The 14,085-nt window shown below is 71.2% G+C and carries 17 protein-coding genes; 16 read left to right on the forward strand and 1 reads right to left on the reverse strand.

The genetic code is table 11. The features are described 5' to 3' along the window. Nucleotides 1-54: 54 nt before the first annotated feature. The 15 genes from rpsP (at nucleotide 55) to AB0F52_RS14270 (ending at nucleotide 11,503) form a co-directional block, all read left to right on the forward strand. On the forward strand, nucleotides 55-498 hold the full coding sequence (gene rpsP, locus AB0F52_RS14200) for a 30S ribosomal protein S16 (RefSeq protein ID WP_103343715.1): 444 nt from the start codon (nucleotides 55-57) through the stop codon (nucleotides 496-498). Further along, nucleotides 495-734, forward strand: a complete 240-nt coding sequence (locus tag AB0F52_RS14205) for an RNA-binding protein (protein WP_003103110.1) — start codon at nucleotides 495-497, stop codon at nucleotides 732-734. Before rpsP ends, AB0F52_RS14205 begins: the two co-directional genes overlap by 4 nt. A 21-nt stretch (nucleotides 735-755) precedes the next feature. Next, nucleotides 756-1,268 carry a ribosome maturation factor RimM gene (gene rimM, locus AB0F52_RS14210; protein ID WP_360169512.1) on the forward strand — a complete coding sequence of 171 codons (513 nt, stop codon included), beginning with the start codon at nucleotides 756-758 and terminating at the stop codon, nucleotides 1,266-1,268. Beyond that, entirely contained in the window at nucleotides 1,265-1,969 is a 705-nt protein-coding gene (locus AB0F52_RS14215; protein WP_360169515.1) for a hypothetical protein, read from the forward strand. Before rimM ends, AB0F52_RS14215 begins: the two co-directional genes overlap by 4 nt. Before the next feature lie 4 nt (nucleotides 1,970-1,973). Then, nucleotides 1,974-2,720 (forward strand): tRNA (guanosine(37)-N1)-methyltransferase TrmD, encoded by a 747-nt coding sequence (trmD, locus tag AB0F52_RS14220; protein WP_360169518.1) that lies wholly within the window; start codon nucleotides 1,974-1,976, stop codon nucleotides 2,718-2,720. Between the two features lie 166 nt (nucleotides 2,721-2,886). Next, nucleotides 2,887-3,255, forward strand: coding sequence for a 50S ribosomal protein L19 (gene rplS, locus AB0F52_RS14225; RefSeq protein ID WP_013223853.1), 369 nt, complete (start codon nucleotides 2,887-2,889; stop codon nucleotides 3,253-3,255). A 31-nt stretch (nucleotides 3,256-3,286) separates the two neighbouring features. Beyond that, entirely contained in the window at nucleotides 3,287-4,225 is a 939-nt protein-coding gene (lepB, locus tag AB0F52_RS14230; protein WP_360169522.1) for a signal peptidase I, read from the forward strand. A 90-nt stretch (nucleotides 4,226-4,315) separates the two neighbouring features. Beyond that, a complete protein-coding gene (locus AB0F52_RS14235; RefSeq protein ID WP_103343720.1) occupies nucleotides 4,316-5,158 on the forward strand; it encodes a ribonuclease HII in 843 nt (280 codons plus the stop codon). Beyond that, the gene (locus AB0F52_RS14240) at nucleotides 5,155-5,478 is read left to right on the forward strand and encodes a DUF2469 domain-containing protein (protein WP_003096226.1); all 324 of its coding nucleotides are present in this window, start codon (nucleotides 5,155-5,157) and stop codon (nucleotides 5,476-5,478) included. Before AB0F52_RS14235 ends, AB0F52_RS14240 begins: the two co-directional genes overlap by 4 nt. Nucleotides 5,479-5,751: 273 nt before the next feature. Beyond that, the gene (locus tag AB0F52_RS14245) at nucleotides 5,752-6,129 is read left to right on the forward strand and encodes a YraN family protein (RefSeq protein WP_360169525.1); all 378 of its coding nucleotides are present in this window, start codon (nucleotides 5,752-5,754) and stop codon (nucleotides 6,127-6,129) included. Continuing rightward, on the forward strand, nucleotides 6,129-7,640 hold the full coding sequence (locus AB0F52_RS14250; RefSeq protein WP_360169528.1) for a YifB family Mg chelatase-like AAA ATPase: 1,512 nt from the start codon (nucleotides 6,129-6,131) through the stop codon (nucleotides 7,638-7,640). Before AB0F52_RS14245 ends, AB0F52_RS14250 begins: the two co-directional genes overlap by 1 nt. After that, on the forward strand, nucleotides 7,637-8,323 hold the full coding sequence (locus AB0F52_RS14255; protein ID WP_360169531.1) for a hypothetical protein: 687 nt from the start codon (nucleotides 7,637-7,639) through the stop codon (nucleotides 8,321-8,323). Before AB0F52_RS14250 ends, AB0F52_RS14255 begins: the two co-directional genes overlap by 4 nt. Then, nucleotides 8,320-9,462: a DNA-processing protein DprA gene (gene dprA, locus AB0F52_RS14260; RefSeq protein WP_360169534.1), complete on the forward strand. Its 1,143-nt coding sequence runs from the start codon at nucleotides 8,320-8,322 to the stop codon at nucleotides 9,460-9,462. Before AB0F52_RS14255 ends, dprA begins: the two co-directional genes overlap by 4 nt. 102 nt (nucleotides 9,463-9,564) lie before the next feature. Further along, nucleotides 9,565-10,545, forward strand: a complete 981-nt coding sequence (locus AB0F52_RS14265) for a tyrosine recombinase XerC (RefSeq protein WP_360169537.1) — start codon at nucleotides 9,565-9,567, stop codon at nucleotides 10,543-10,545. Between the two features lie 109 nt (nucleotides 10,546-10,654). Beyond that, nucleotides 10,655-11,503 carry a FliA/WhiG family RNA polymerase sigma factor gene (locus tag AB0F52_RS14270; protein WP_360169540.1) on the forward strand — a complete coding sequence of 283 codons (849 nt, stop codon included), beginning with the start codon at nucleotides 10,655-10,657 and terminating at the stop codon, nucleotides 11,501-11,503. Here the strand turns inward: AB0F52_RS14270 and AB0F52_RS14275 are convergent, their stop codons facing one another. Beyond that, a complete protein-coding gene (locus tag AB0F52_RS14275; RefSeq protein ID WP_360169543.1) occupies nucleotides 11,504-11,998 on the reverse strand; it encodes a M23 family metallopeptidase in 495 nt (164 codons plus the stop codon). It lies immediately after the preceding gene. A 1,080-nt stretch (nucleotides 11,999-13,078) separates the two neighbouring features. On the opposite strand from AB0F52_RS14275, the gene rpsB reads away from it, so the two are divergent. Beyond that, a complete protein-coding gene (rpsB, locus tag AB0F52_RS14280) occupies nucleotides 13,079-13,954 on the forward strand; it encodes a 30S ribosomal protein S2 (RefSeq protein ID WP_360169546.1) in 876 nt (291 codons plus the stop codon). The last annotated feature ends 131 nt before the right edge of the window (nucleotides 13,955-14,085 follow it).

Raw genomic sequence — 14,085 nt, forward strand, 5'->3', positions numbered from 1 at the left:
CGGCCCGCGTGCGCCCAGCCCAGCACCAGAGAGATTCGAGGAGAACCCACACCCGTGGCCGTCAAGATCAAGCTGCAGCGCCTCGGCAAGATCCGTGCGCCGTACTACCGCATCATCGTTGCCGACGCGCGCACCCGCCGGGACGGCAAGGCCATCGAGACGATCGGCAAGTACCACCCGAAGGAAGAGCCGAGCCTGATCGAGGTCGTCTCCGAGCGCGCCCAGTACTGGCTGGGTGTCGGCGCGCTGCCGACCGAGCCGGTCCAGCGCCTGCTGGAGATCACCGGTGACTGGCAGAAGTTCAAGGGCCTGCCGGGCGCCGAGGGCACCCTGAAGGTGGCCGAGCCGAAGCCGTCCAAGCAGGACCTGTTCAACGCGGCGCTGGCCGCGGCCGGCGAGGAGCCCTCCACCGAGGCCACCACGCCGAAGAAGAAGTCCGCCCCGAAGAAGGCCGAGGCCGAGAAGGCGGAGGCCGCTGAGGGCGAGAAGTCCGAGTGAGTTTCCTCGCGGACTCCCTCGAGCACCTGGTGCGCGGGATCGTCGACAACCCGGACGAGGTCCGGGTCGAGCTGCTGACCACCCGCCGTGGCCGCACGCTCGAGGTGCACGTGCACCCCGATGACCTCGGCAAGGTGATCGGCCGGGGTGGTCGCACCGCGACCGCCCTGCGCACCGTCATGGGTGGCATCGGTGGCCGCGGCGTCCGCGTGGACGTCGTCGACACCGACCGCTGAGGCCTTTCGGAAACGGTCAGGATGGACGTCGTAGTAGGCCGCATCGCGAAGGCGCACGGCATCCGCGGGGAACTCGCGGTGGACGTGCGCACGGACTCGCCGGAACAGCGGTTCAGGATCGGTGCGGCCGTCACGACGAAGCTGCGTGACGGCAGCAAAAGGGAACTCACCATCGCAGCCGCCCGCGAACACAGCGGGCGGCTGCTGGTGCGTTTCGAGGAGGTCCTGACCCGCGACGTCGCCGAGACGCTGCGGGGCGCGCTGCTCGTGGCCGACACGGCCACGCTGCCGCCGACCGGGGACCCCGACGAGTTCTACGACCACGAGCTCGCCGGCCTGCGGGCCGAGCTGACCGACGGCACGGTCGTCGGCAAGGTCGTCGAGGTCGTCCACTCACCGGCGGGCGAGCTCCTGGAGCTCGACGTCGAAGGGCGCGAGGTGCTCGTGCCGTTCGTCCACGCGATCGTCCCGACCGTGGACATCGCCGGCGGCCGGGTCGTGCTCGACCCACCGGAAGGGCTCCTGGACGAATGAGGCGCCGGACGGCCGTGTTCGCGGCCCTGCTCGCCGTCGTCGTCCTCGCTCCGCCGGCTCGGGCCGACGGACCGGTCTACGGCGACTTTTCGCTGATGTTCCAGCGCAGCGCGGGTCAGTACGCCCCGCCGGGCGAGAAGGCCTTCCAGTGGGCGTGGTCGCCGCGGTCGGCCACCGAGTCCGAGATCTCCTGGGGCGACCCGGTCACCTGGCCGCCGTCGTACGCGGAACATTTCGTTCGATCGGGTGACTGGGTGCTGCTCGACGGCTGGGGTGGCAACGGCACGTACTACACCGAGCGCGTGACGAGCGAGTCGTTCTGCCGGGGGAGCACCTGCACGCCGATTCCCCCGGACGGCGGCCGGCAGCACTACGTGCGCTGGAGCGTGCCGTCGTCGGACTACCGGCTGGTCGCGGACGGGACCGTCACGGAGCAGGGCAGCGGCCGGTCCTTCCGGTTCCGGCACGAGCAGACCTGGGGCGCGCCGGCCCCCTGCCGCTCCGCGCGGTTCGGGGCGCGGACCTGCGTCACGCAGACCGAAACCTGGTCGGACGACAAGGACCTTCCCGCCGGGTCGCCGATCCGGCGGACGCTGCACCGCGGCATCAAGATCGCGAAGGGGCTCGGCATGGCCTTCGCGATCGACCAGGACGTCCCGAGCGCGTGGCACGCCGAGGCCACCGCGTACTGGAAGTGGTGACCGCGTGCGGATCGACGTCGTCACGATCTTCCCCGAGTACCTCGACCCGCTGCGCGCCGCGCTGCTGGGCCGGGCGATCGACCGCGGCCTGATCGAGGTCGGCGTGCACGACCTGCGCGACTGGACCCACGACGTGCACCGCGCGGTCGACGACGCGCCCTACGGCGGCGGCCCCGGCATGGTCATGAAGCCGCAGATCTGGGGCCCGGCGCTGGACGACGTCTGCCGTCCCGAGACGCGGCTCGTCGTCCCGACGCCGGCCGGGCGGCCGTTCACCCAGGAGCTGGCGCACGCCTACGCGGCGGAGAAGCACCTGGTGTTCGCCTGCGGCCGCTACGAGGGCATCGACCAGCGGGTCGTCGACGACGCGGCCCGGCGGATGCCGGTCGACGAGGTGTCGATCGGCGACTACGTCCTGGTCGGCGGCGAGGCGGCGGTGCTGGTCATCGTCGAGGCCGTCGTCCGGCTGCTGCCCGGCGTGCTCGGCAACGCGCGTTCGGCCGCCGAGGACTCGTTCTCCGACGGTCTGCTCGAAGGGCCCAGCTACACGCGCCCGGAGGTGTGGCGGGACCTGGCCGTGCCGGACGTGCTGCGGTCGGGCAACCACGCGCTGATCGACCGCTGGCGGCGTGACCAGGCTCTCGAACGCACGGCCCGGCGCCGCCCCGATCTCCTGGCGGCACTGCCGGAAGGTAGCCTCGACAAGCACGATCGCGGGGTCCTGGAGGGCTTGGACCCCGAGCAGGCCTAGGGCCGGTTACTCGACCGGTGGCCCGGTCTGTAATACTTGACAGGTTGGCGTGAGTGGACCTCGTCGTCCACGAGCCCGCCAGCAGCCCCCTGGGTCGCCCGCAGCGGCACCGTTGCGCGCCCGGGATCTGTACGCAAGCCATACCGAAGACGAGGACGGACCACCGATGAACACCCTGGACGCGCTGGACAAGCAGTCGCTGCGTTCCGACATCCCGGACTTCCGCCCGGGCGACACGCTCAAGGTGCACGTCCGCGTCATCGAGGGCAACCGCGAGCGCAACCAGGTCTTCCAGGGCGTCGTGATCCGCCGTCAGGGCGGCGGCATCCGGGAGACCTTCACCGTTCGCAAGGTCTCCTTCGGCGTCGGCGTGGAGCGCACCTTCCCGGTGCACTCGCCGAACCTGGCTGAGATCGAGGTGCACAAGCGCGGCGACGTGCGGCGCGCGAAGCTGTACTACCTGCGCGACCTGCGCGGCAAGAAGGCCAAGATCAAGGAGCGGCGCGAAAACCGCGAGACGGCATCGGCTAACTGAGTCACCACCCGGTTACCGGTAGCCTGACGACGTGGCCGAACCCGTGTCCCAGAACGCTCCCGAGGATGACCCCGATCGCTCCGAAGAGGACAAGCCCAGGCTGTCCCGTTCCGAGGAGCGCGGGGGATCCCGCCGGCGGCGAGCCAAGCCCGCCAAGAAACGGTCGTTCTGGAAGGAACTGCCGATCCTGCTCGTGATCGCCCTGGTGCTCACGATCTTGATCCAGACTTTCCTCGCGAAGGTCTTCATGATCCCTTCGGGCTCCATGGAGGCCACCCTGCACGGGTGCCCCGGGTGCACCGGAGACCGCATCCTGGTCGACCGGGTCACCTACGACTTCACCGAGCCCTCCCCGGGTGACGTGATCGTGTTCAAGGGCCCGCAGGCGTGGATCAACAACGAGATCGCCCCGCAGGAGTCGAGCAACATCGTCGTCCAGGGCCTGCGCGGTCTCGGCTCGCTGGTCGGGTTCGCCCCGCCGGACGAGCGCGACTTCGTCAAGCGGGTGATCGCGGTCGGCGGGCAGACCGTCCAGTGCTGCGACCCGCAGGGCCGCATGATCGTGGACGGCAAGTCGCTCGACGAGCCGTACATCCATTGGGAAGACCCGTCGAACCAGGAGCAGAAGACCTTCGAGCCGGTCAAGGTTCCGGCCGGGATGGTCTGGGTCCAGGGCGACAACCGCAACAACTCCGACGACTCGCGGTTCCAGGGCGGCGGCGGCGTGAACGGTGCGGTCCCGGTGGACAACATCATCGGCAAGGCGCGGATCATCGTCCTGCCGCCGAGCCGGTGGGGCGGGATCACCGACCACAACCCGCAGGCGTCGGCGCAGCCGGTGGCGCTGGGTGCGCCGGGCTGGCAGAGCGGGCTCCCGCTGGGGGCCGGGATCGCGGCGGCGTGGCCGGCGCTGTTCCTCGGGCGCAAGCTCAAGTCCGGACTGCGCCGGGCGGCCGGGCGGAAACCCTAGCCACCCGACGTTTGCCGGCAGACGGGTGATCCAGCCTTGACACTTCCCGTTCCCCTGACGGCGGCCGAGCCGATCCGGCCACCGCGAGCCGTGGTGCGCGGCGACCTCTTCTGGGGTCTGCAGGGCGCACTCGACCGCCGTGGCCTCGGCCCGGTCGCCGGCGTGGACGAAGCCGGCGCCGGAGCGTGCGCGGGGCCGCTGGTGGTCGCGGCCTGCGTGCTCAAGCAGGGCGACGCGGCGAAGCTGACCGAGCTGACGGATTCGAAGCTGATGACGGCCAAGGCGCGGGACCGGGTCTACGACCTGGTCCTCGCCCGGGCCGTCGACTACTCGGTGATCGTCATCCCGACCGAAGAGGTCGACCTCTACGGCATCCGGGTGATGAACCTCGAGGGCATGCGCCGCGCGGCGGCGGCCCTGCGCGTGCAGCCGGGTTACGTCCTCACCGACGGGTTCCGCGTCCCCGGACTGACGGCCCCGAACACGGCGGTCATCAAGGGTGACCGTTCGGTGGCCTGCATCGCGGCCGCGTCGGTGCTGGCGAAGGTGACGCGAGACCGCATCATGGCGGGCTACCACGACGACTTCCCGCACTACGGGTTCGACGTGCACAAGGGGTACAGCACGTCCGACCACCTGGCGGCGCTGCGGGAGCACGGGCCCAGCGACGTCCACCGCTGGTCGTACACGAACGTGGCCACGGTGGCCGTCAAGCACGGCCTGCGCCCGGCGCGGCCGGTCCTGCTGACGTACGCGGCGCTGGAAAAGGCCATGGAGACGCCCGGCGCGGCCGGCCTGGCCGCGGTCCTCGACGAGGCATTAGAGCCACAACTCAGCCTGCCGCTGCATGCCCCGGCCGCGGGTGTGGGTCACAATGAACGCTCCGCCGGCGGAGCAGCAGCACGATCCCGAGGAGGGGCGCGGATTTCATGAGCGCAGAGGATCTCGAGAAGTACGAGACCGAGATGGAGCTCTCGCTGTACCGCGAGTACCGCGACATAGTCGGCCAGTTTTCGTACGTGGTGGAGACCGAGCGGCGGTTCTACCTGGCGAACGCGGTGGACGTCCAGGTCCGTGACGGCGGCGGCGAGGTGTACTTCGAGGTCCGCATGTCCGACGCGTGGGTCTGGGACATGTACCGCCCGGCCCGCTTCGTCAAGCACGTCCGGGTCATCACGTTCAAGGACGTCAACGTGGAGGAGCTGGACAAGCCCGACCTCCGCCTCCCCGAAGACGGCCCGTTCTCGGGTTAGTCCCGGTTCCGATCGACCTACCGACCGCGCCGGCTCGCTGGACGAGCCGGCGCGGTTCTTTTCGCGGCCTCGTCACGTAGCACACCGCACTGACTCTCCGGGCCGTCCGAGCCTGATCCGTGGACCAGTTGTCCCCAACACCCCGGTTGTCCACAGCCGGGCGATCCGGGTCTGGTGAACCCCGTCCGCACGCTGGCATCGTCGAACGCACACGCACCGTGATCGCCGGGACCGCCCCGGTGACGGGAGCGAACCGACGAGGGGGCGAACACGATGACGGGCACCGACGAGCTCGCGAGACACCGCCGCGATCTGGGGGCCTGGGGCGAAGACATCGCTCTCGGCTACCTCCGTAGCCGGGGGCTCGTCCTGCTGGCCCGCAACTGGCGCTGCCGCGAAGGCGAGCTGGACCTCGTCTTCACCGACCGCACCCGCATCATCGTCTGCGAGGTGAAAACCCGCTCCGGCACCGAATTCGGCCTCCCCACGGAAACGGTCACGGAGGAGAAGGCGGGCCGTGTCCGCCGAGCCGCCCAGCGCTGGCTCCGCGAGTTCCGCCTCGGCTGGTGCTCCGTGCGCTACGACGTGGTCACGATCCTCGCGGAACCGGGCACCCGCCCGCAGCTGCAGCACATCGAGGCGGCGTTCTGATGCCCATCGCCAAAGCCTGGTCCGCCGGCCTCCTCGGCATCAACGGCCGGGTGATCGAGATCGAGGCCGACCTCGGTGGCGGGCTGAGCCGGATCACCCTGGTGGGCCTGCCCGACGCCGGGTTGCGCGAGGCGAAGGACCGCGTCCGGTCCGCCGTCCGCAATTCCGGGCAGCCCTGGCCCGACGGCAAGGTCACGCTCGGCCTGTCCCCGGCGAACCTGCCCAAGATGGGGTCCGCCTTCGATCTGGGTATCGCCGCGGCGGTGCTCGCGGCATCGGGGGCGGTGCCGGCCACCCGGCTGCTCGGCACCGTGCTGCTCGGCGAGCTCGCCTTGGACGGCCGGATCCGCGCCGTCCGCGGCATCCTCCCGGGCCTGCTGGCGGCCCGGGCGGCCGGCTACGGCCGAGCCGTCGTGCCGACGGACTCCCTCGTCGAGGCGGCGCTGGTGGACGGCATCGAAGTCGCGGGTGCGGCTCACTTGCGGGATTTCGTGGCGTGGCTGAATCGCGAAACCGAGCTGGCCCACCCGGAGCCCCCGGGCCCGGTGACACCGCCGGACGTGCCGGATCTCGCGGACGTCGTCGGCCAGCCGGAGGCACGCTGGGCCCTGGAGGTCGCCGCGGCGGGTGGTCACCACCTCCTCCTCACCGGACCGCCCGGGGTGGGTAAGACGATGCTGGCGAAGCGGCTGCCCGGGCTCCTCCCGCAGCTGACGCCGGAGGAGTCCTTGGAGGTCACCGCGGTCCACTCGGTCGACGGTTCGCTGTCGAAGTCCTCGCCACTGGTCACCGTCCCGCCGTTCGTCGCCCCGCACTATTCGATCTCCGTGCCGGCGCTGATCGGCGGAGGCAGCGGAATCGCCTCACCGGGCGCGATCAGCCGGGCCCACCGAGGTGTGTTGTTCCTCGACGAGGTCTGCGAGTTCGGCGGGCAGTGCCTCGAGTCGCTCCGGACGGTCCTCGAAGAGGGCGAGGTGCGCATTTCCCGGGTCAAGGGCTCGATCACCTACCCCGCGCGGTTCCAGCTGGTCCTCGCCACCAACACGTGTGCGTGCGCGCCGCCGAAGGATTCGGACTGCGTCTGCTCGCCGAGTGCCCGCCGCCGCTACCTCGCCAAGCTTTCCGGACCGTTGCTCGACCGCGTCGACCTGAGGGTCCGGTTGCGCCCGCTGAGCGCGATCAGCGCGCACGACACCGTCGCGGCGGAGCCATCGGAAGCGGTGCGCCACCGGGTCTTCGCAGCTCGCGAGCGCGCAGCACACCGCTGGAGCGAGCACGGCTGGCTGTCCAACTCGGAGGTACCCGGGCCGGCGCTGCGCCGCGAGTTCGCCCTGCCCGCGGACGCAACGGCCCTGCTGGACAGAGCCATGAACCGAGGCGCCCTGAGCGGCCGAGGCGCCGACCGTTGCTTGCGAATAGCCTGGACGTTGGCCGACCTGGACGCCGAGCCCCGCCCCGGCCCCGAACAAGTCGGCGCGGCACTGGCTTTCCGAGAGCGAGTGGCGGCATGACCCTCGCCAATCAGCGCCCGGCCAGCCCCTTCCTGCGGCGGATCGCCGAGCCACCGGCGCTCGCCACGGTCTTCGTCTCTGGGCGCGGTCGAGTCACTTTCTTAGAGCGGGCGGTCGAGTTACCGGCGACTGCCATGGTCGTCTCCGTTTCCGAGCGCGAGCGGGTCGCTTTTCGAGAGCGGGTGGTCGAGCCATCGGTGGCCGCCATGGCCGCACTCGTGTCCGGGTGCAGTCGGATCGCTTGTCGAGAGTGGGTGACCGGCCCATCGGCGACCGCCGTGGTCGTCTTCGTTTCCGAGTACGAGCGGGTCGCTTTTCGAGAGCGGGTGGTCGAGCCATCGGCGACCGCCATGGTCATCTCGATCTCCGAGCGCAGGCGGGTCGTTCTTCGGCAGCAGGTGCTCGAGCCGCTGGCGTCGGTCGGCGTTGCGTTTGCCGGCGACCCCGATCTCCGTTGTTCGGGAGCGGGTGGCGGTATGGGGCCCAGCGAGTTGCGGCAGGTTCGCGCCTTCCTGCTGCGGGAGGTCGAGCCATCAGCAGCCGCCGTGGTCTTCGTCGCCGAGTGCGGGCGGGCCGTTCTTCAGCAGCAGCCGCTTGAGCCGCCGACGTCGGCTGCTGCTGCACTCGCCGGCGATCACGAGCCGGTGCCGATGGGGAGTGTTCGGGAGCTGGTGGCGGCATGAGTGCCGATGAGCTGCGGCAGGCTCGCGCGTACCTGCTGCGGGTGGCCGAGCCACCGGCGGCCGCCCTCGTGGCGTTCGTTGCCGAGCACGGGCCGATAGCGGCAGCCGCGCGGGTCCGGCGTGGCGATTGCCCGGACGAGGTGTTCAAGGCAACCGAGGCGCGACGCGGCTACGACCTCGTCAGGCAGGACTTCACCCGAGCCGCCGCGGCCGGGGCGCGGCTCGTCGTGCCCGAGGACGACGAGTGGCCGGCCTGGCCACTGCTCGCCCTGGACCTCGCGGCCCGGCGCGGCGTTGCCGAAGCCGTGCGGCCCTTGGCCTTGTGGGTCGCCGGCGACGTTGCGCTCGGCACCGCGGCCGACCGGGCCGTGGCCATCGTCGGTGCTCGTGCCGCGACGGACTACGGAGAACACCACGCCGCCGAGTTCGCCTACGGGCTGGCCGGCCGGAGCGTGCCCGTGTTCTCGGGTGCCGCCTACGGCATCGACGGCGCGGCGCACCGCGGCGCGCTCGCTGCCGAGGGCGTCACCGCCGCGGTGCTGGGATGCGCTGTCGATGCCGGCTATCCGGCGGGCCACGTCGCGCTGCTGAACCGGATCGTCCGCTCCGGCGGCGTCGTCATCAGCGAATACCCGCCCGGCACCCCACCGGCGCGGCACCGCTTCCTCGTCCGCAACCGGCTCATCGCCGCCCTCACCGAGGGCACCCTGGTGGTCGAAGCGGGACGGCGCAGCGGCGCCCGCAACACCGCCAGCACCGCCGGCGCCCTCGGCAAGGTGGTGATGGCCCTCCCCGGCCCGGTTACGTCGGGGATGTCCATCGGCTGTCACGAACTGATCCGCGACGCCAAAGCGACGCTGGTCTCGACCGTCGACGAAGTCCTCGAGACCGTCGGACGTTTCGGCGTCGCCGAGGACACCGTTTCGGGCCGGCCGAAACGGCGCACCGACCGGCTGGGGCCCGACGCGTTGCGCGCCTTCGAGGCACTGGCCGTGCGCGCCGACCGGTCCGACGCCGAGGTCGCGGCCGAATCCGGCCTCCCGTTGCGGCGGGTGCGGGCGTTGCTGCCCGAACTGGAAATCGACGGATTCGCCGTCCGAGGGGAAGCCGGCTGGCGACGACGGAAGGAAAGCGCGTGACCACGACGAAATCCGGGCGAATTCGTCGACGGCGTTCGGCCGGTCCGGTGGGGCCGCGTGGCGATCCTTGACCGAAGGCGGTTGTTCGCGCAGCGTGACATCATGCCGTCACCACGCTCCGGACGGGCCCGCCGTCCCGACCTGCGCGCGCTGCGGGCCGCGTTGCCCGAGCCCGTGCGGGCCGTCGTCACCGCCTACGAACGGCACCTCGGGCTCGAACGCGGCCTGTCCGCGCACACCGTCCGGGCGTACGTCGGCGATGCGGTGGCGCTGCTGGGGTTCGTCGTGGACGGGGGCAGCGCGGTCGAGGAGCTGGACCTCGCCCGGCTGCGCGCGTGGCTCGCCGCCCAGCAGTCCGGTGGCGCGAGCCGGACGACGCTCGCCCGGCGGGCCGCCTCGGCGCGGACGTTCACCGCCTGGGCGCACCGCACCGGTGTCCTGGCCACGGACCCGGGCGGGCGGCTCGCGGCGCCGCGAGCGCACCGCACCCTGCCCGGAGTGCTGCGGGCCGGGCAGGCGGGGGAAGTCATGCAGGCGTCGGCCGCCGGCGCGGCGCAACGTGATCCCGTCGCCCTGCGTGATCGCGCGATCGTCGAACTGCTCTACGCCACCGGCATCCGGGTGTCCGAGTTGTGCGGGCTGGACGTCGGCGGGGCCGACTTCTCCCGTCGTGTCGTGACGGTAATGGGGAAGGGCAGCAAGGAACGGGTCGTCCCGTTCGGCGTTCCGGCGGCGGGGGCGCTCGCCGACTGGATCGACGAGGGGCGGCCGAAGATCATCGCCGAAAGCGGTGGTGAGAGCGCCGAGCCCGCGCTTTTCCTCGGTGTCCGGGGCAAACGCGTCGACCCGCGCGCGGTGCGGCGCGTCGTGCACGACGCCGTCACGGCAGTGCCCGGAGCACTCGACATGGGGCCCCACGGGCTGCGGCATTCCGCCGCGACGCATCTGCTCGAAGGGGGTGCCGATCTCAGGAGCGTTCAGGAACTGCTCGGTCACGCTACGCTTGCCACAACGCAGCTCTACACTCATGTGACCGTCGACCGGTTGAAAGCGATCCATGACCGAGCGCACCCCAGGGCCTGAGGCGGCCGGGGGTGGCTCGCCGGGGTCGTCACCAGCAGGACTGGCGGCGCACGCGCATCCGCACGAGCACGGAGATGACACTGAGCCGCATGCCGAGAACGACTGTGCAATGACCGCAGGCCCGCACGTGACCGAAGCCGCCGGAGTGACCACTCACGGTGAGGCTGCCGCGCCCGCGGAAACCCGGGCCGGCTACGACGTGGACGCCGGGATCGCGGCTCTGTGGCAGCAGTTCGCCGACAGCCCGGACCAGGCGTCGCGCGATCGGCTCGTGCTGCACTACGCCCCGCTCGTCAAGTACGTCGCCGGCCGGGTCGGCACCGGGCTGCCCACCCACATCGACGTGGGCGACCTCGTGCAGTCGGGCATCTTCGGACTCGTCGACGCGATCGAGAAGTTCGATCCCGAGCGCGGCCTGCGCTTCGAGACGTACGCGATGCAGCGCATCCGCGGTGCGATCCTCGACGACCTCCGTTCGCAGGACTGGGTGCCGCGTGCGGTGCGCAGCAAGGCCAAGGAGGCCGAGCGCGCGATGGAGCGCCTCGGCGCCCGCCTGCACCGCACCCCGACCGACGCGGAGCTCGCCACCGAACTCGGCATCGGCCTCGACGACCTGCGCGACTTCTACGGCCAGCTGCAGCTGACCAGCGTCGTCGCGCTGGAGGACCTGGTAGCCGCGGGCAAGGACAGCGGCTCGCTGGTCGACACGCTGCCCGACGACGACGCCGTCGACCCGGTCGCGGTGCTCGTCGACCAGGACAACCGCCGCCAGCTCGCCCAGGCGATCGCGCAGCTGACCGAGCGGGACAAGATCGTGGTCAGCCTCTACTACTTCGAAAGCCTGACCCTCGCCGAGATCGGCAAGGTCCTCGGGGTCACGGAGTCGCGGGTGAGCCAGCTGCACACGCGGGCGGTCATGCGGCTGCGCGCCAAGCTGGTCGAGCAGACCGGCGCCTGATCACCGACCACCTCCCCACGGCTTGAGCCGGTATTCGCCCACCTCGCCGGTCAGCGCGAGGGGATCGACGTACTCCTCGCCCCGCCGCACACCCCAGTGCAGGCACGCTGCCACCGTGCAGCCGGGGTGCCCGGCGAGGACGGTGCCGAGCACTTGGCCTCGGTACACCTGTTCGCCCACGGCCACCTTCGGCACGACGGGCTCGTAGGTGGTCCGCAGCCCACTGTCGTGATCGACGGAGAGCACGGGCCGCCCACCCACGGCACCCGCGAAGACGACGACGCCCGCATCGGCGGCCAGCACGTCCTGCCCGGGCACGGCGGCCAGGTCCACCCCGCGATGACCGGGTCCGAACGGCGTATCGGGTGCGTCGAAATACTTGGTGATCACTGGAACGGGTGAAAGGGGCCAGGAGAGGCGCGGTTGTCGCGCGGCGAGGGAACCGTCCGCGCCAGGTCCGGCCCCAACGGCCGCCGGCGATGCCGGTGCGGCCATGAGGGCGATTGCCCACGGCACGGCGGGCCCCAGCGCGGCCTCGAGGGGATCGGCTGGCGCCTGCGTGGCCTCGGGGAAATCGGTCGGCGCTCGCCCGGCCCCAGCGGGACCGGTCGGCGCCTGCCGGACCCCAGGGGGCTCGGCTGGCCCCAGCGCGGGCTCGAGGGAATAGGTCGGCGCCTGCCGGACCCCAGGGGGATCGCCTGGCCCCAGCGCGGCCTCGGGGGAATCGGCCCATACCAGCGCGGCCCCAGGGGAATCGGTCGGCGCCTGCTGGATCCCAAGGGGATCGGTCGGCCCCAGCGCGGACTCAAGAAAATCGGCTCGCACCTGTGCAGCCTCGGGGGAAACGGTCCGCATTTTCCCGGCCGGGGAGGCGGCGCGCTGACCCGACGACGGGTGTGCGCTCGACGCGAGCCAACTTGCCCGCAACCCGGGTGGTGTCGCTACCCCCAGCGCCGGTGAGCCCGGCGCCGGCGGGGCCAGGCCGTGCGTCCAAGGCTTCGGTCGTGGTGGCCGGGATTCGCCTGTTCGAGCGACACCTGTCCCCAGGGGCGTCGTCGGCTGCATCTCGCCTCCCCAAGCCGGCGTTCCCGGTGCTCGAACGCCTGTTTCCCCACCTGTCACCATCCCTCCGAAAAGCGCCATGACCAGCGCAATCGTGCCCAATAACCACCCCGGCGCCCACCGCCGGACCCGCATGATCGACTCCATGTCTCCAGGGTGGGGGAGCTCGGTGCCTCATGGGGGGCCGATGCCGAATCTGTGGATAACCGGACCCGATGTGGACAACTGCGTCGTCCAGTGGCCGCCGGTGGGGGAGGGGGTGGTGGGAGGGGGTAGAATCTTCTCCGCAGTCCGTTTCAGCGGGCTGACTTCGCGTGCACGTGCGCGTTCCCCGGTCTGGAAACAAGCCGGGCGGGCGCACGGGGTCCGGCGGTCCCAGGGAGTTCTTCACTCCCCGGGTCCGGGCACCGGCACGGGCACCAGGGCGAACGGCCTCCCGGCCGCGAGCGACAAACCGAGCAGCGCGTCAGCGGAAGCGAAGCGCGCACTACACAGAAGAGGTTGATTCCGGCAATGGCCGTCGTCACCATGAAGCAGCTGCTCGACAGCGGCGTGCACTTCGGGCACCAGACCCGCCGGTGGAACCCGAAGATGAAGCGCTACATCTTCACCGAGCGCAACGGCATCTACATCATCGACCTGCAGCAGACGCTGACGTACATCGACCGTGCGTACGAATTCATCAAGGAAACCGTCGCGCACGGCGGCACCATCATGTTCGTCGGCACCAAGAAGCAGGCTCAGGAAGCCATCGCCAACGAGGCCGCGCGCGTGGGCATGCCCTACGTCAACCAGCGCTGGCTCGGCGGCATGCTGACCAACTTCCAGACCGTGCACAAGCGTCTCCTCCGTCTCAAGGAGCTCGAGGCTCGTGAGCAGACCGGTGGCTTCGAAGGTCTCACCAAGCGCGAGATCCTGACGCTGACCCGCGAGAAGGACAAGCTCGAGAAGACCCTCGGCGGTATCCGCGACATGGCGAAGGTGCCGAGCGCGGTGTGGATCGTCGACACGAAGAAGGAGCACATCGCCGTCGGCGAGGCTCGGAAGCTGAACATCCCGGTCGTCGCGATCCTGGACACCAACTGCGACCCGGACGAGGTCGACTACCCGATCCCGGGCAACGACGACGCCATCCGCTCGGCCGCGCTGCTGACCAAGGTCGTCGCCGAGGCCGCGGCCGCCGGTCTGATGCAGCGCTCCAGCCGCAACGGTGCTTCGGCCGACACGAAGCCGGAGCCGGGCGTCGCCGCCGACGAGCCGCTGGCCGAGTGGGAGAAGGAGCTGCTCGCCGGCTCCGAGACCGCCGCCGCCGACGCGACCGAAGCCGCCGCTGCCGTCGAGGCGGCCCCGGCCGAGGCCGCCACCGAGCAGGCGACCGCCTCCTCCTGACGCTCCACCGCCCGTGGGGGGGGGGGGGCGGGGGGGGCGGGCGCGCCGCGGGTCGGGGCGGCCCCGCGGGAGGCAAGGGAGGATTTTATAAACAGATGAGCTGACACGACCGCCCCCAGGCTCTCCCGCGC

This window comes from Amycolatopsis sp. NPDC024027 (assembly GCF_040638975.1).
Lineage (GTDB): Bacteria > Actinomycetota > Actinomycetes > Mycobacteriales > Pseudonocardiaceae > Amycolatopsis.